Below are 16,497 nucleotides of genomic sequence, written 5' to 3'. Positions count from 1 at the left end.
TCACCGCACCACGTACAACAACGCGAAGATCAGCACCCAGAGGAAATCGACTGTGTGCCAATAGGTTGCGCACGTTTCAATCAGTGTTTGAGAGTCGGCGGTGCCACGCCGGGCACCCAGGAGGCGGTAACCGATGACACCGAGGACGACGAATCCGATGAGCAGGTGCACGAAATGAATGCCGGTGAGGAAGAAGTAGTAGCCGAAAAAGTCGTTGCTGTCCAGGCCGTTTCCGGCATGCACCAGCCGGGACCATTCGAAAACTTTCAGAGACAGAAAGACTGCGGCGAACGCGGCCGTCGCCAGAACGTCGCGCAGCGCTGCCCGATACGCGCCGGAGCGCGCCGACTGCACGCATCGCGCCACTGACCAGGAACTCAGCAGCAACACGAGTGTGTTCAGCACGCCGATGCGCAGATCCAGGTGCTCCTGGGAGCTCAAGAAGAGCCCCGGGCTCCTGGTCCGGTAGAACAGGTAGAAGCCGAAATATCCGGTGAATATCAGACTTTCGAACAGGACGAAGGCCCACATGTCCGGCTGGCCCGGCACGAACGTCGCGCGCTTGTCTTCTCCGGCCAGCTCGGTCATGACGCGCCCGCCTGTCCCGCCGCGCGCTTACTGGGCAGCTCGGGTAGCGGTCCGGTACCGAAGTCTTCACGCCGGATCATCCGGAAGAGCATGACGACAAAGGTCACCTGATAGATGCCGAACACCACCATGTCCAACCACCACGCGATCTGCCCGTTCCAGGCCAGCACGCCACGCCCGAAGATCCAACACGGCGCCACGACGACCTCGGTCAGCGCGTTGCACAGATTGAGATAGCCGAACCACTTGGGAAACACCCGATTCTTATCGATCAGTATCGCGACCATCCACAGCAGCGACCCGATCAGGAAAACCCCCATGGTCCCGTCGAACGACAAGAAGGCGAAGTCGTAGAGCCAACCGATCGCCTCGGGATCTCGGTGCGGGCGTAGTGTCCCGACGATCAACGCGATACAGAGCAGGAGCAGGCCCGGCACCGCGCTGAGCGCATAGATCAGCAGGTAGGAGTATCCGAACGCGCGGCTCACCGACATGCGCCGCATGGAATAGGCGATCAGGGCGTTGTTGATCGCGTTCATCCCACAGATGACGAAGATGACGCCGAGCCCGATGGGGATGCCGAGGCGGCGTTCATTGAACCAGTGCACCTGTGTGGCCAGGTCCCAGGTGGGCTGGGGCGGCGGCTGGACTTGAGCCACGATGAAGAACACCGGGAAGAAGATGTTGTAGAAGACGACGAGTGTCCACCAGGCCAACCACAGCTCGCGCTTGGGGTTGTGCCGCAGGTGCCAGGCAAACCGGTGCCGCCAGGGGCCCCGCGGTGCGGCCGAGCGCTCCGGTAGCGCCACCACCGCGCTCAAGCGGGTTCCAATGTCATTGCCTGGCTTTGGTTTTCAGATCGTTCCCGATATATGGCCTGGGCCAGGACCACGCCGGTCACCACGATCCAGACGGTGATGGCGACGTTCTTCAACCAGAAGGACAGCACGCCGTCCCATGCGAGCGGACCCGACAACGACAGGCCCACGAACGCCGCCGGGACCAGCGCCGCGGCTACGACGAGATTGAAGTGACCCACCCAGCGCTGGAACACCGGTCGCGGCTGATCGTCGAAATAGATTGCCAGAGACAAGATTACGCTCTGCCCGATCAGGTAGGGAACCAGGATGGTGAAGGTGATCCAGGCGAAATCGTTGAGCAACTGGGTCAATTCCGGTCGCCGTTCCGGTCGGAATGCGGCCAGCAACCAGCACACGTTGGCGATCAGGAACAAGGTGGGGCCGCCGGCGACGCAGCCCAGCATCGCGTAGGAGAAGATCGGGGTGCGATGAGCCATCCGGCGAATCTGCATCGCAACCAGCACCAGGATCGGCACCAGGCACACGCCGAACCAGTTGAAGACGATCATGCTGTACCGGATCTCGGGCAGATGAGCCGGATCGCGATAGAACGCGGCCACCTGCTCGGCCGTCATCGACGGAGACATCGGCGGGTGAAATCCCGGGAACAACAGGAAGGCCGCGATCCAGATGAGCAGCAGGACCGGCAGCGTCCAGAGCAGGATCACCTCGCCATCGATTCGCCGCGCGGCGGGTGATCGTGGCGGGGTGGCTGCAGCGCCGATATCGGACATCGATGACTCCTTCGGGCTCGTCAGCGAAGCTAGCCGAACGGCTACCCCATCGTCAATAGCCGATCGGCTACTCTGACTGCGTGGTCTCAGCACCGAGCCGATTCCGGTTCATCACCCGCAGCCCCGCGCAGCTGCGCATCCTGGATGCCGCCCTGCAGCTGATCGGTGAGAACGGTGTCGGCGGAACCTCACTGCAGATGATCGCCGACGCCGTCGGCGTCACGAAAGCCGCTGTTTACCACCAATTCAAGACCAAGGAGCAGATCGTCATCGCTCTCACCGAGCGTGAACTCGGCGGTCTGGAGGAGGCACTGGAAGCCGCCGAAGCACACGATCACCGGACCCGGGCGCGCGACGTACTGCTGGACCGGGTCATCGAGGTTGCCGTCCAGCGGCGCGGTGCGGCAAGCACCTTGCAGTTCGACCCCGTCATCGTCCGCCTGCTGGCCGATCACCAGCCGTTCCAGCAGTTCATCGAGCGCCTCTACGGTGTTCTCGTCGACGGCGTTGCCGAGGACGCGCGCGTCTCGGCTGCCATGCTCTCGGGTGCGATCGCGGTGGGGGTGGTGCATCCGCTGGTCGCCGACATCGACGACCAGACCCTACGCACCCAACTGCTGCGGATCACCCGGCGTCTGTTCGACGCCGCCGCTGAATAGCCCGATCGCATTTTCACGACGCGGTTACTCAGATACCGTTCCTCTATGGAGACTGTTCGTCGTCTGGCTGCCGCAGCGATCATGATTACCACCGGCTTCATGATTGCGAGCGCCGCCACCGCTCAGGCCGACGACCCGCAGTGGCCGTGGGTGGGGTATCACTGGTGCCCCGGCCAACCCTATGACGAGGCGGCTTGGGGCTATAACTTCGATCCGTCCACGTGTCACGATGCCCATCATCGCGACCGCGACGGCACGATCCATACCGACGACTACTTCGGGCCGAGCCCGTTCCAGGATCAGCCGAACATCCCGAACACGCGACCATGAGTCGGCGGCACGATCAGGTGTCGCCGCGCTCCCAACGTTGGAAACCGTCATGGGCGTTGCAGACCAGGAACAGACCGTCCGGAGCCTGTGCGACATAGAAAGTCGGCCATTCGGAGCACGAGGCGTTCTCCTGCTTGACGCCGACCATCGGCGGTGACCGGAACCAGCGCGGTTCATACCGCCGCGGGGAGCCGCAGAACATCAACCGTCCCGGCTCGGTGGCGAACGATACGTAGTAGTCCGCGGTGCCGAACACGAAATACGTGGTGTTGTCGCACGGCGCACCCAGCACCTGGTGTCCGGCGATGCCCGGCGTGCAGTCCGCGTAATCGCAACTGGCGGGATCGGCGGCGGCGGGCGGCGCAGGCAGGCCCGCGGACATCGCCAGGCCCAGCGATGCAGCGATCGCGCCGATAATGAATCGCACCAACTTAATTTGCCACAGTAGGTCTGAAAATTCATTACCTTGGTGACAGATGGTAAGAAAATTCTCCTGGTTCGAGAGGAGCGCATTGTGCGCCGGCCGAGCGGGCATCTGCCGTACGAGTGCTAATGTGACTCTCGCCGTGATTCCGGGCGAGGAGGTGCTCGATGCCGCCGGGTGAGCTATCAACCGAGGCGCTCGACGCCGACATTCCGATCGAGGCCCTCCTCGACGGCGACGACGATCTCGCCGAAGCAGAAGCGCGCGCCGAGATTGCCCGAGCCCGTGCAGTCGCGTTGCGCGAACAGGCCGAGCGGGCCGCAACCGGGTCCGGCAATCCGCCGGATGAGGAACGGCGGTCGTGGGCACGCCGGCTCCGGCCGCGTCGCCCGGGTCGCAGGACTCTTGCCGCCATCGCCGCGATTCTGGTCAGCTGCGGCGCACTGGCGGGCAGCGGCTATTTGATCTGGCATCACCAAAGGGTGGTTCAGCAAACTCAAAGGACGGCCGAATTCGCTGCGGTCGCCCGCAACGCCGTGCAGATAATGATGTCGGTCGACTCGACAAAAGCCAGAGCGGACATGCAGCGTTTCGCCGATGAGACCACCGGACAGTTCAAAGCCGGCGTCCTGATGGGCGCCGAAGACATGGTCAGGTCCCTCGAGGAATCAAAGGTCGTCACCAAGGCATCCGTGCAGTCCGTGGCGGTGCAGTCGATGACCAGTGACTCCGCGGTTGTGCTGGTCGCGGCCAGATCGGAGATCACCAAGCCTGATCAGTCCAAGCCGGAGATCCGGACCTGGCGGCTGGTCGTCAACGTCGCGACCGACGCCGGACGACTCAAGATCGCCAAGGTCGAGTTCGTCCCATGACCGCCGACGCCGAGGCGATGCAGAAGTCGGTCCGCCCGGTGACGACCGGCCGGGACGGGCACCCGACGCGTCGTTGGCTGGCTAAGTGGCCCGCGATGGTGCTGACCCTGCTGCTGCTGACCAGTACGGGTTTCGCCACCTGGTACTTCTTGGCAACCTATCGGTCGGATTGGCAGACCGACCGCAACGTCACGCACCAGGTCATCGGAGCGGCCAGCGACGGCGCGGTGGCGCTGCTTTCCTACTCACCGGACACGCTGAGCCATGACCTCACGAACGCCAAATCCCGGGTCACCGACGACTATCTGCTCTATTACCAGCAGTTCGCCGACCAGATCGTCAGTCCCTCGACGCAGCGCGCGCAAGTGACGAGCACCGCGACCGTCGTCAAAGCCGCAGTGACCGAACTGCATCCCGATTCGGCGGTGGTGCTCGTCTTCGTCCGGCAAAAAACGGCAAGCAAAGAAAAGCCGGAGCCAGTAGTGACATCGAGCAGCCTTCGGGTAACGTTGAAAAAAGTCAAAAGTTCGTGGCTAATTGAAAAATTTGAAGGCTTGTGAGCACGCTTCTTATATATCGTGAAGTCCGGACTCCATTTCAATGGTAGTAAGCGCGTCGAGGAGCAACTCATGATGCGTCCGATCAGTGCAGCGGCTGCTGTGACACTCTCGGCGGCCACCCTGGTCGCCGGCCTAGGAACAGCCCCGCCGGCATGGGCCTACGACCCCGCCATCAATGGGACCTACACCGCCACCCAGATCGGCGACTGGGCCAAGACCAGGCAGGTGTATCACGATGAGGACGTGGTCCGAAGCACGTGGACCATCTCCTCGTCCTGCTCGACCGCTCAAGACTGCGCCGGCCGGGTGGTCAGCGACCAGGGCTGGACCGCGCAACTGTACATGCACGACGGAACGACCTGGTTCGTCAAACGCGACATCCCGAACTGGGAGGTCTGCGAGGACGGCACTTCGTACATCGGCCACTCGAATATCTACTTCTATCCCGCCGACCCGGTGACCGGCGCCAATACGCTCAACCCCGAATCGACGGTGTTCGCCGGGCGGGAGCGCACCAGTGCCGCAAGTGGCGCCTGCGGCGTGAACCTTCCGCTGTACATCGAGCAGCCGTTCCGGCTGGACCGGATCGGCTGAGCAGACAACGCCTCAGATGGCGAACATGTCCTTCCACGTCTTCGGCGCCTTCGACGCGACCAGGTCCGACTGGCGGTAGACCTGACCGTCCGGAGTCATATAGCTGCCGGTCTCCGGGCTGTACTGGGCGAAGACGACGGCCGGCCCGGAGGGTAATCCGTTGCGCCCGAACGCACTTGGTGCGGCTGCGGGTGCCGGGTCCGGCGGCGGACCGGGCGCGGCCGCCGGTGCCGGGCTGGGCGCGCCGGCAGGCGTGTCGAGCGGCGCGATGGGGTCGACCGCACCCATCGGTGAAAGTTGTGCCGGCGGTGGGGCGTTGGGCGGGATCGCCGATCCCCGCGCCGGGCCCAGCCCGGGCGGCATCGGCGTTCCGTCGATCGGACCGAAGATTCTTTCCCGGTTGAAGTTGACCCGGTCGTCCGGCGGGATCCCCTGGGACAGCAGATTCGGATCCAGCGGGTAGGTGCCGAAGACGTGCTGCCGCATCGCAAGCGGCATGAAAGGCTGGTCGCTGTCGCATATTTCGACCGTCGGCGCCCGCTTGCCGGGATGGCCCATGCACGGGTAGTTGCGGGCGCCGCGGACCCCGATGGGCGAATCCTGGGGCAGCTTGCAGTACAGCCCGTCCGGTGTGTCCATGGTCGTGGTGTCGGCCGGGGACCGCCATTGACTCGGCGGCAGGAATCCGACGGTGCATGCGGGCGGGTCACTGATGATGAGGTTGAAGGCACCGGTCGCCAAACCGGTAGGGCTGTTGCTGCCGACGAACGATTGGATCGCCGCGACGAACGGTGGGAACAGCACCAGCACCTGCTCGAGGGACGCGTGGTAGGTCACCCCGATCTGACCGATCGTGGTCAGGTTCGCCAGCAGCACCGGCAAGGTCGGCTTGATCTGGTCGAGCAGCCGGGACGCCTCGTTGAACGCCCCCGGTCCGTTGTGCAGGACGCTACGAATCTGCGGATCGTTGGTCGCCAGTTGGCCGGTGACACCCGCCAGGCTGTGAGCCCACCGCCGGATACTGTCGGTGGTCTGCGCCTGCGAGTCGAGCAGCGGCGCGGTGTCCTCGGTGAGGCGTCGCGTGCGGTCTGCGACGCCGTTGAGGTCGCCGGCTATCCGCGAGGTCGAGTCGAACAGCGACTGAAAGTCGTAACTGGCCCCGTTGAACGCCCGGAACGATTCGTCGAGCAGCTTGGTGAGCTTGCCCTGCGGAATGCTGTTGAGCAGGGCGCTGGTCTGGTCCAGCACCGGCCCGATCGGCTGCGGGGTGCGGGTATTGCTCGCGGCGATGACCGAGCCCTCGCGCAGATAGGGACCCGAACTGGTGCGCGGCCGCAGGTCGACGTACTGCTCGCCCACCGCGGAAAGGCTGCGCACCTCCGCATCCAGGTTCGCCGGTATTTTCGGAGAACTGTCAAGCCGCATAGTTGCTTTCGCGCCCCGCGCAGTGAGCTCGACGCCCGTCACCTTCCCGATCTGCACCCCGCGATAGGTCACGTTGCTGAAGCGGTACAGGTTGCCGCTCTCGGGAAGTTCCAGCGTCACGGTGATCTTGCCGATGCCCAGCAGCGTCGGCGCCTGGATGTAGAGGACGACCATGACGACCATGCCGAGGATCCCGACGATCGCGAAAATCGCGAGTTGGATGCGGATGAAGCGAGTCAGCATCTATCCACCCCCCTGCACCGGAGCGACCACGGGTGGCAACCCGGTAGGCGGCGGCAGCGGACCCTGTTCTGCCGGCGCCGGCGCAGGCCCCAATAGGCTCGGCACACCCGCCGGGGGCGGGCCGGGCGCCGCGGGCGCCGGACCCGGCAGCGGGCCGGGTGCTCCCGGTGCCGCAGCCGGCGGTGGACCCGGCAGGAACGAGCCCGGCGATCCGGGGGGTGCACCGTACCGGAACTGCAGATACTGCGGGTCTCCCGGCGCCGGCACCGGTTCTGCGCCCAACCGCTCCCAGTGGGTGCCGCGCAGGATGCTCTTGCGCAGTCCAGAGTTGGTCAGGTCCAGGATGAAGTTGCCGTTGACGTAGTCGCCACGGACATAGCGATCGATGAAACCCTGGGTGAACGGGAATGTCGGCGCATAGGCGATGGCCTGATCGAGTTCCGGCCCGACATCAGCCAACCCCCGGATCGTCGGCTCGAGATTCCGCAGGTTGTTCACCAGATCCGACCCGGCGTCGTTGACCAGTCTCGTTGCCGTGTCACCGAACGTCCCCAGTTTGTTCAGTGCCGTGGTGAGCCGGGGCCGCTCCCTGATCAGCACGTCCAGTGCCGGCGGAATCTTGTTCAGCGCCCGCGTAATCACGTCACGCTGGCCTGCCAACGTTCCGGTGAGCCGGTTCAGCGATTGGATCGACGCAACCAGATTCTCGCGCTGCGCGTCGAAGGTGCCGATGAAGGTGTCCAACCGGTGCAGCAGATCGCGTATCTCCGCAGGGTGCCCGGAGAGCGCGGCGTTGAAGTTGTTGATGATGTCGCCGATCTGTCCCAATCCGCCGGCGTTGAGGACCACCGACAACGAGGAGAGCGTCTGCTCGGTGGAGGGATAGGTCGAGGCGCGATCGATTGGAATCTTGGCGCCGGGTGGCAACTTGCCGTGCGCTTGCTGACCCAGCGGCGTGTTCAGGGCCAGGTGCATGGATCCCAGCAGGCTGGTCTGTCCGACGCTGGCCACCACATTCTCGGGAATGACCACACCGCGCTGCACCGAGAGTTCGACGTCGGCATGCCAGTTGCGGACGGTCAGCTTGCTGACGCTGCCGACGATCACGTCGTTGACCATCACCGGCGAATTCGCTTCCAGCGTCCCGACATTGGCGATCTCGACGTAGTAGGTGGTGGCATCCGGCCCGCGTCCCACCGCACCGGGTAGCGGCAGCGAGTTCAGTCCGCTGAACGCACACCCGCTCACAGTGAGTATGACGGTGACGGCAATGCCCAGAACCCGGCGAACGGTCCGCGCGGCGGGCGCGGGCGGCCGGCCTTGTCGCCGGGGGGTCATGGGGAATGCCTCTCTGCGGGCAGGAGCAGGTCCGCGGGGCTGTTTGGTACGGGTGGTGGTTGGACGGGCAGGCTCGGTGGTGGCGGCTCCGGCATCGCCGCCCCCGGTATCCGCGCCGGCGGACCGGGCGGTGGCGGATACTCCGGAGTGTCGCCCGGCAGCCCGCTGAATGCCGACACCGCGGGCGGCAATTCGGGGGGCGCTGGCCTCGGGCCTATCCCGCCCGGCTTCAACCGATCCTCGGTGTACACGACATTCTGCGGGTCGAACGCCGGAGCCAGAATCGGGTTGACCGGAATCGGCAGGTAGTTGAAGTTGAACAGCATCAACGGGTTGAACACTTTCAGAGCCGGACTCAGATAGAGACCGCACAGCTTTCCGGTCTCGACCGCGGTGACGTTTTCGATGGCCCCGATCTGTGAGCAGTAGGCGAAGGTCGGATTGCTGAAGTTCTGCAAGCCCACCCCACCGCGGACATTGCCGACGTCCGGGTCATAGTCGTTGTAGCCGTTGGCGATTGCGTTCGGCGCCACGTGCAGCACATTCTGCAGTGCCATCTTGTTGTCGACGAGGATCTGGGTCAGGTCGGCCAGCCGGGTGATCTGCTCGGCGGTCTGGTCCCGGGTGCCTGCGATGAACCGCTGTACTTCCACGACGGCGGTCGACAGGTCGGTCAATGCCGCGTCCAGGGTGGGCTTGTTGTCGTCGAGCACACTGGTCAGGGTGGCGAGCCGATTGTTGAACTGCACCAATTGAATGTTGCTGTCGCGCAAGGCTCCGATGAAGGTCTGCAGGTTCTTGATGATGTCGATGAAGTTGCCGCTGCCGTTGGCGAAGGTTCGTCCCAGCGCCGACAGTTGCGCCAGTGTCTGGCGAAGTTTGTCGCCGTTGCCGCCCAGCGCGTCGGCGGCCGCGTCGATGAACCGCGACACCGCCGGTGTCGATGCTCTGCTGTTGGGTCCGAAATCCGTTGCCAACTTCATCAATTGGTCTTTGATCTCGTCCCATTCGACGGGGGTGGCCGTCCGGTCGACCGGGATCACCGCGCCGTCCTTCATCGTGGCGCCGGCGTTGCGGTAGGCCGGGGTGAGCTGGACATAGCGCGCAGCCACCAGGTTCTGGGCGACGATGACGGCTCTGGCGTCCGACGGGATGGAGATGCCGTGATCGATGTGCATCACCATTCTGGCCTGGGTGCCCCCCGGCTCGATCGACTCGATCGTGCCCACTTTCATGCCCGATACCCGCACGTCGTCGCCCGGATAGATCGCGGTGGCGGTGCGGAAGTACGCGGTGATCGTGGTAGGCCGGAAGAACGTATTGCGGATCATGACCCCGGCGCCGACGACGACGAGCACGACCAACAGGACCGCCAGTGCGATCTTGAAGCCTCGGCGGCGCATCACCGCGACCCGCCCGGATTCATATTGAACGGGAAAGGCAGGAGTGACCGCGGCCCGGCATTGTCCGGTGGCTGACCGGGCGCGCCGTAGGCGCGGAAGCCGAATGCGTAGTCGAACAACCACTGGAAGAACTCGAACTGGAACAGGTTCGGGATGAACGGGTTGTAGTAGAACCCGCTGGACACCGTTTCACCTTGGGTCAGTTCGAACTTGGCCAAGCCGGGTATCGCTTTGCCGAGGTTGTCTCGATTGCTCTCCAGCATCGCGGTCACCGAGTTCAGCTTCGTCAGCGTGGGCGCCAACTCGGCCTCATTGTCGTGGACCAGACCGGTCAGTTGTTTGGCCACCGCGGACGTGCTGGCCAGCAGCCGCACGATCGCCTGGCGTCGCTCCACCAGCATCGACAGCAGGTCGTCGGCGTTGAGGATCAGCGTGTTCAGTTGCTGGCTGCGTTCGGAAAGAATGTGCGTGACGTCGGCCGCGCCCTTGAGTAGTTGACTGAGCTGCTGGTCGCGGCCGTTGATGGTCGCGGACAGCCGGGTAACGCCGTCGAACGTCGGACCTAGTTGCGGCGCAATCTGATTCAGGGTGGTCGCCAGGGTGTCAAGGGATTGGTTGAGGGAGTCGGTATTGGTTCCCTGGATGTCGGTCGCCAGATCACCGACAGCCTCGGACAGCGAATACGGCGACGAGGTGCGCGACAGCGGGATGACGTCCATCGGGCGCATTTTGCCGTTGCCGGTGGACTCCACGGTGAGCACCCGCTGGCCCAGCAACGACCCGGTCCGGATGTGAGCGGTACTCGACGAGCCGAGTAGCACAGCGCCTTTGACGGTGAACGTCACCAGGACATCGCCGTTCTGCAACTTCATCCCGGACACGCTGCCGACCTTGATCCCCGAGACCGTCACGTCGTTGCCGGTTACCAGACCGCCGGCATCGCCGAACACGGCTTGGTAGCGGACGGCGGTAGCCCGTTGAATCAACGCATCCGGGGACAGCCCGACGGCGATCACCAGCATGATCGAGACGACGCCGAGGAATCCGGCGCGAATGAGCTGTGCTCCGCGGTACTTAAGCATCGGGTTCGGCGCACCTTCCCGTGACTTGGTGCTTGATGCCCACTTCCACCGTCCGGTACTGCAGGTCCGAGACGCGCAGCGACAGTCCGCAGAGGTAATAGGGGAACCAGGCGCCGTAAGACCCCAACCGGGTCAACTTGCGGTAGTTGTTCGGCAACTTGCGCAACGAGATGTCGATGACGTTCTTGTCGTTATCCAACAGCGGCGCAAGCCGATTCAGTTGATCGACGGTGCCGGCCAATGGCGGTCGGGCGCGGGTGAGCAGATCGGCGATGGAGGCGGTGCCGTTGTCCAGGGCGGTGATGGCGGTGCCGATCGTGTCGCGGTCGCCGGCCAATCCGCTGATCAGGCGCTCGAGACGGTCGATGGCGCCGGAGAATTTCGTGCCCTCGGAATTGACGGTGCCGACCACCGTGTTGAGGTTGTCGATCAGCGCCTGGACCGATTCGCTGTTGTCGGCCAATGTATTCGAGAACGAAGATGTCTTGGACAGCAGCGACTGCAGGGTCGAACCCTCGCCCTGGAAGACCTGGATCAGCGACGCGCTGAGCGCATTCACGTCTTCGGCCTTGAGTCCCTTGGTGACCGGCTTCAGTCCGCCCAGCAGCAGGTCGAGGTCGAGGGCCGGCGCGGTGCGATCGATCGGGATCTCGCTGCCGGCCGGCAGCACCCTCGTGTTCCCGGGTCCGTCGAGGAGTTCCAGGTACCGGTCGCCGACCAGATTCAGGTAGCGCACGACCGCTTTGGTGCCGCCGGTGAGCACGACGCTGCGGTTGGCGTCGAATTTGACCAAAACCTTCTTGTCCGCACGCAATTCGATGCTGTTGACGGTGCCCACCCGGACCCCGGCCACCCGCACCGTCTGACCCTCCTTGAGTCGTGACACGTCGGTGAAGAGCGCCGAATACTCATTCGTGGAACCGGTTTGGTACTGCCCGAAGATGAAGAACAACGAGATGGTCAGCAGCACCATGATCACCGCGAAGGCGCCGAATTTGAAGATCATTCCGCGTGAGTTGCTCATCCGGGATCTCCGACCTGGAAACTGTTGCGCGGCGGTCCGTCGATCGGTCCGTAGAGCAGCTGCTTGAGACCGTCGGAGTTCAGCAGCAGTTGCGGGTTTCCGTACTCCTGCGGGTTGGCGCCGATATCTGCGATCACGAACGGCGGGGCGTGCTCGAAGGGCACCCGCGGCAGATCGTGGCACTGCGGACCGCCGGTCGCAGCCACCTTGGGCAGGTTCGCCGGGTAGCGGTAGCGCTCAGCGCCGAAACCGAGATAGACCAGCACGTTGATCATCGGTTCGGGCAACGCCGCCGCATGCAGGTTCACCGCCATGCCCCCCAGGGCGCACGTCAGCGCCGGGCTGTACTCGTTGGTCAGGTTGGTCGTCGGCAGCAGCAGATGCAGCACATCGGTCAGGCCCTGCCGGTTTCCGCCCACCACTTCGTTGCCGATGTCGGCCAGTCCGATCGAGCTGATCAGGAACGCGTCCAGATTCTGCTGTTCCTCGACGATGGATTTGCTGAGCTGCGTGGCATTCTCAGCCGCCCTCATCAGATCCGGTGCGGCATCGCCGTAGGCGTTGCTCACCGCGGGCAGCACGCTCAGGTCGTGGTTCAGCGCGGGCAGCGCGGGATCCTGGGTGGCCAGGAACGCGTCCAGGTCGGCCAGCGCTTGGCCGATCTTGTGGCCGCGGCCGTTCACCGCCGCCGCGATCGCGCCGAGGGTCTCGTTGAGTTTGGCGGGATCGATCGAACCCAGCAACGACGTCAATTGCTGAAAGACGGTGTTGATCTCCACCGTGACGCCTTTGCCCTCGAGCACCTGATGCGGTTGCAGACTCTGCTGCGAGGGGTTTTCGGGGGGCAGCAACTCGACGAACTTGGCACCGAAGACTGTCGTCGACGCGATGTCGACCAGCACATTGCGCGGAATGAACTGCATTGCTGACGGGTACATCGCCAGGTGCAACACGGCTTGACCGTTGGGCCGCTCTTCGATCCTTTCGACCTTGCCCACCTGAACGCCACGCATCTTCACTTTGGCTTCCGGGTTCATCACCAGTCCCGCCCGCGGCGACACGACGGTGACGGGGATGCTCTCGGTGAAGCTGCTGCTGAACAACCCGATGGCGACGGCGACGATGGCCAGGATCACGCCGATGGTCGCCAAGCCCACCAACGGACTGACATACGCGCGCCTCTCGTTCACCACCCCTCCTAGCCCGACAGGTTGAAGTTGCCGTTGGAGCCGTAGATGGACAACGAGATGAGCAGGGTCACCGACACGACGACGATCAGCGAGGTGCGGACCGCGTTGCCGGTCGCGACACCCACACCGGCCGGGCCGCCGGAGGCGAAGAAGCCGTAATAGGTATGGATCAGCAGGATGGTGATCGCCATCAGGATGGCTTGCAGGAACGACCACAGCAGGTCGATGGGGTTCAGGAAGGTGTTGAAGTAATGCTGGTACAGACCACCTGACTGGCCGAACAGGAACACCGTCGTGAACTGGCTGGCCAGAAACGACAGCGTCACCGCGATGCTGTAGAGCGGCGTGATCGCCAGCATTCCGGCCACTATCCGGGTGCTCACCAGGTAGGCGACCGGGCGGATCGCCATCGATTCCAGCGCGTCGATCTCCTCGTTGATCCGCATCGCCCCGAGCTGTGCCGTCACTCCGGCACCGAACGTTGCCGCCAAGCCGATGCCCGCGACGATCGGCGCCGCGATCCGCACGTTGATGAAGGCGGACAGGAATCCGGTGAGTGCCTCGATGCCGATGTTGCCCAGCGAGCTGTAACCCTGCACGGCCAGCGTCCCGCCGGTGGCCAGGGTCAGGAATCCGACGATGACCAGTGTCCCGCCGATCATCGCCAGAGTGCCGGCCCCCATGCTGATTTCGGCGATCAGCCGGATGATCTCACGGCGGTAATGGGTGGCGGCGAAGGGGATCGCGCCGAGGGACTTGCCGTAGAACAACGTGTGATCGCCGAATCGGCCCAGGGCACCGACCGGCTTCTCCAGCGTCCGCGCCACCCGCGGATAGGTAGCTCGCAGCGTCACGTGAGTCGTTACCCCCTTTCCGCTACTTGCTCGACATCTTGATACCGATCGCGGTGACGACCACATTCACCACGAACAGCGACATGAACGCGTACACCACCGTCTCGTTGACGGCGTTGCCGACAGCCTTCGCGCCGCCGCCGGAGACGGTCAGCCCGCGGTAGCAGGCGACCAACCCGGCGATCAGGCCGAAAAGCGCTGCCTTGACACAGGAGATGATCACCTCGGGGACACCGGTCAACAGGGTGATTCCGGCGGCGAACGCGCCGGGGTTCACGTCCTGGACGAACACCGAGAAGACATAACCGCCCAGAATTCCGATGATGACGACCAGGCTGTTCAGTAGCAGTGCCACCAGACCCGAGGCCAGCATTCGGGGCGTCACCAAACGCTGAACCGGGTTGATGCCCAGCACCTCCATCGCGTCGATCTCTTCGCGGATGGTTCGGGAACCCAGGTCCGCGCACATCGCGGTGGCACCGGCCCCCGCGACGATCAACACGGTCACCAGCGGACCGACCTGAGTGACCGCACCGAAGGCGGCCCCGGCACCGGAGAGGTCAGCAGCGCCCAGTTCGCGCAACAGGATATTGAGGGTGAAGCTCACCAGAACGGTGAAAGGTATGGCCACCAACAACGTTGGCAAGATCGCGACCCGCGCCACAAACCACGACTGCTCCAGGAATTCGCGCCACTGGAACGGCCGGCGGAAGAGATATTTGATGGCGTCGGCCGACATCGCAAACAGCGCGCCGACGGCCTCCATGGGCTTGGAACCGCGCCCCAGTGAAATACCCGGGGTCCAGCGTTCCGCGCCCTTACTCGCCATAGGTCCGAGATCCCTTCCCGGTGAGCGCAGCGGCGGCAACTGAACTGCGCGACATGCCGATCCGGGCCGCGGGTGTCAGTGACAGCGGGGGCTTAGCAGATGCGACACCGTCAACGACTTCTACCATCCTGCCGACGGTCCCTCCGCTCTGTCGCGTGAGTAGCTGCTGCCGAGACGTAGCCGCCGCACGAAACCCCACGCCTTGACGCGTTTGGCGATTATTGCTCATACCGCGTCCGGTGGGAATGGAAAACGCATAACCGTTATCGGGCATCGGACGTCCTACGTGACCGCGCCGGCGGTCTTGAGTTCGATGATGCGGTCCCAGTCGAGGCCGAGTTCCAACAGGATTTCGTCGGTCTGCTCGGCGAACCCGGGTGCCGGGCCCGTCTGCGGCGCGGTGACATCGAACTGCACCGGATTGGCGACGAGCTCGAGTTCGCCTGCGCGCACAATGTATTCGTTGGATCGAATCTGCGCATCATCGGCAGCTTGCAGGGTGTCCTGCACGGGCGCCCATGGACCCGCCAGCGTCGCGAAACGTTCGCTCCACTCGGCAAGGGTGCGTGTTGCAATGACTTTGGTCAAGATCTCCACGGCTTCTGCTGTGTTCGCAGCGATTTTCTCCGCATCGCTGAAACGCGGGTCGTCTGCCAGTTCTGGGCGATCGATGTGCCGGCACACGTCGGCCCAGAACTTGGTGGGCTGCATCATCACCAGGGAGATATAGCGGTTGTCCGCAGTCGGATACACGCCCACCAACGGGTTGACCGGTGAACCGTGGATGCCCGGCGGCGGCGACATCATCAGCTGGCCCAGATGATTCGTCAACGCCACCGTGTGTCCCAGTGACCACAACCCGCTGCCGAGCAACGACACGTCGACCACCGACGCTTCCCCGGTGCGCTCCCGCTTCAACAACGCCGCAGCGATACCGCCCGCCAGGTTGGTGCCGGAGATGGTGTCGCCGTAGGCGGGTCCGGGCGGATTGATCATCCCGTCGTAACCCATCGGCGTGATGGTGGCGGCCGTACCGGCCCGGCACCAGAAGGCGGTCATGTCATACCCACCCTTGGTCGCTTCGTCACCGCGTGGCCCGAGCGCGCTTCCGCGAGCGTAGACGATGTTCGGATTCACCGCCCGGATGTCGTCGACGTCGATGCCGAATTTCCGCCGGTGGTCGGGCAGGAAGCTGGTCAGGAACACGTCGGATCGGCGCGCAAGGTCATACAGCACCTCTTTTCCTTGCGGCACCGACATGTCCAGGCCGATGCTGCGCTTGCCGCGGTTGGCGTGTTCGATGTTCGGGTTGGGGTCGCCCTCGACGCGCAGCATGCCGGTCTGACGCAGGCCTCGCTGCGGGTCGCCGGTGACAGCGTGCTCGACCTTGACCACGTCCGCGCCCCACTCGGCAAGCACTGCGCCCGCCGACGGGACGAAGCCGTACATGGCGACTTCCAGGACGCGGATTCCTTCGAGGGGTTTCAA

18 protein-coding genes are annotated in these 16,497 nt (G+C 64.2%); 5 read left to right on the top strand and 13 right to left on the bottom strand.

Going from position 1 to position 16,497, the window contains the following annotated elements; genetic code table 11:
• The 3 genes from ACZYZ9_RS16225 to ACZYZ9_RS16215 are packed head-to-tail and all read right to left on the bottom strand — an operon-like array spanning position 1 to position 2,182.
• Positions 1-588, bottom strand: a complete 588-nt coding sequence (locus tag ACZYZ9_RS16225; RefSeq protein ID WP_463827290.1) for a cytochrome c oxidase subunit 3 family protein — start codon at positions 586-588, stop codon at positions 1-3.
• Complete coding sequence (locus tag ACZYZ9_RS16220; protein WP_463827289.1) at positions 585-1,409, bottom strand: hypothetical protein; 825 nt, start codon at positions 1,407-1,409, stop codon at positions 585-587. The genes ACZYZ9_RS16225 and ACZYZ9_RS16220 overlap by 4 nt, the downstream gene beginning before the upstream one ends.
• Complete coding sequence (locus tag ACZYZ9_RS16215) at positions 1,406-2,182, bottom strand: hypothetical protein (RefSeq protein ID WP_463827288.1); 777 nt, start codon at positions 2,180-2,182, stop codon at positions 1,406-1,408. The genes ACZYZ9_RS16220 and ACZYZ9_RS16215 overlap by 4 nt, the downstream gene beginning before the upstream one ends.
• Positions 2,183-2,262: 80 nt before the next feature.
• Between ACZYZ9_RS16215 and ACZYZ9_RS16210 the strand changes: the two genes are divergently transcribed.
• A complete protein-coding gene (locus ACZYZ9_RS16210) occupies positions 2,263-2,841 on the top strand; it encodes a TetR/AcrR family transcriptional regulator (RefSeq protein WP_463827287.1) in 579 nt (192 codons plus the stop codon).
• 45 nt (positions 2,842-2,886) lie between these two features.
• Positions 2,887-3,171, top strand: a complete 285-nt coding sequence (locus ACZYZ9_RS16205; RefSeq protein ID WP_463827286.1) for a hypothetical protein — start codon at positions 2,887-2,889, stop codon at positions 3,169-3,171.
• A 13-nt stretch (positions 3,172-3,184) separates the two neighbouring features.
• Here the strand turns inward: ACZYZ9_RS16205 and ACZYZ9_RS16200 are convergent, their stop codons facing one another.
• Entirely contained in the window at positions 3,185-3,598 is a 414-nt protein-coding gene (locus ACZYZ9_RS16200) for a hypothetical protein (protein ID WP_463827285.1), read from the bottom strand.
• A gap of 164 nt (positions 3,599-3,762) precedes the next feature.
• Between ACZYZ9_RS16200 and ACZYZ9_RS16195 the strand changes: the two genes are divergently transcribed.
• The 3 genes from ACZYZ9_RS16195 to ACZYZ9_RS16185 all read left to right on the top strand — a co-directional run bounded on the left by ACZYZ9_RS16195 (position 3,763) and on the right by ACZYZ9_RS16185 (position 5,621).
• The gene (locus ACZYZ9_RS16195; protein ID WP_463827284.1) at positions 3,763-4,467 is read left to right on the top strand and encodes a hypothetical protein; all 705 of its coding nucleotides are present in this window, start codon (positions 3,763-3,765) and stop codon (positions 4,465-4,467) included.
• Positions 4,464-5,027: a twin-arginine translocation pathway signal gene (locus tag ACZYZ9_RS16190; RefSeq protein ID WP_463827283.1), complete on the top strand. Its 564-nt coding sequence runs from the start codon at positions 4,464-4,466 to the stop codon at positions 5,025-5,027. The genes ACZYZ9_RS16195 and ACZYZ9_RS16190 overlap by 4 nt, the downstream gene beginning before the upstream one ends.
• 69 nt (positions 5,028-5,096) lie before the next feature.
• Entirely contained in the window at positions 5,097-5,621 is a 525-nt protein-coding gene (locus ACZYZ9_RS16185; protein ID WP_463827282.1) for an Rv2253/PknI dimerization domain-containing protein, read from the top strand.
• Between the two features lie 12 nt (positions 5,622-5,633).
• On the opposite strand, the gene ACZYZ9_RS16180 is transcribed toward ACZYZ9_RS16185, so the two are convergent.
• The 9 genes from ACZYZ9_RS16180 to ACZYZ9_RS16140 form a co-directional block, all read right to left on the bottom strand.
• Positions 5,634-7,289, bottom strand: coding sequence for an MCE family protein (locus tag ACZYZ9_RS16180; protein WP_463827281.1), 1,656 nt, complete (start codon positions 7,287-7,289; stop codon positions 5,634-5,636).
• The gene (locus ACZYZ9_RS16175) at positions 7,290-8,627 is read right to left on the bottom strand and encodes an MCE family protein (RefSeq protein ID WP_463827280.1); all 1,338 of its coding nucleotides are present in this window, start codon (positions 8,625-8,627) and stop codon (positions 7,290-7,292) included.
• Positions 8,624-10,030: an MCE family protein gene (locus ACZYZ9_RS16170; protein WP_463827279.1), complete on the bottom strand. Its 1,407-nt coding sequence runs from the start codon at positions 10,028-10,030 to the stop codon at positions 8,624-8,626. Before ACZYZ9_RS16170 ends, ACZYZ9_RS16175 begins: the two co-directional genes overlap by 4 nt.
• Positions 10,030-11,112: an MCE family protein gene (locus ACZYZ9_RS16165; protein ID WP_463827278.1), complete on the bottom strand. Its 1,083-nt coding sequence runs from the start codon at positions 11,110-11,112 to the stop codon at positions 10,030-10,032. Before ACZYZ9_RS16165 ends, ACZYZ9_RS16170 begins: the two co-directional genes overlap by 1 nt.
• Entirely contained in the window at positions 11,105-12,136 is a 1,032-nt protein-coding gene (locus ACZYZ9_RS16160; RefSeq protein WP_463827277.1) for an MCE family protein, read from the bottom strand. Before ACZYZ9_RS16160 ends, ACZYZ9_RS16165 begins: the two co-directional genes overlap by 8 nt.
• Positions 12,133-13,326, bottom strand: coding sequence for an MCE family protein (locus ACZYZ9_RS16155; protein ID WP_463827276.1), 1,194 nt, complete (start codon positions 13,324-13,326; stop codon positions 12,133-12,135). Before ACZYZ9_RS16155 ends, ACZYZ9_RS16160 begins: the two co-directional genes overlap by 4 nt.
• Before the next feature lie 8 nt (positions 13,327-13,334).
• The gene (locus ACZYZ9_RS16150; RefSeq protein ID WP_463827275.1) at positions 13,335-14,180 is read right to left on the bottom strand and encodes an ABC transporter permease; all 846 of its coding nucleotides are present in this window, start codon (positions 14,178-14,180) and stop codon (positions 13,335-13,337) included.
• A gap of 22 nt (positions 14,181-14,202) precedes the next feature.
• Positions 14,203-15,009 carry an MlaE family ABC transporter permease gene (locus ACZYZ9_RS16145; protein WP_463827274.1) on the bottom strand — a complete coding sequence of 269 codons (807 nt, stop codon included), beginning with the start codon at positions 15,007-15,009 and terminating at the stop codon, positions 14,203-14,205.
• A 282-nt stretch (positions 15,010-15,291) separates the two neighbouring features.
• A complete protein-coding gene (locus tag ACZYZ9_RS16140; RefSeq protein WP_463827273.1) occupies positions 15,292-16,497 on the bottom strand; it encodes a CaiB/BaiF CoA transferase family protein in 1,206 nt (401 codons plus the stop codon).

The sequence above is a fragment of the Mycobacterium sp. IDUB_28 genome (assembly GCF_055419285.1).
This window is presented reverse-complemented; position numbering and strand designations above follow the sequence as displayed.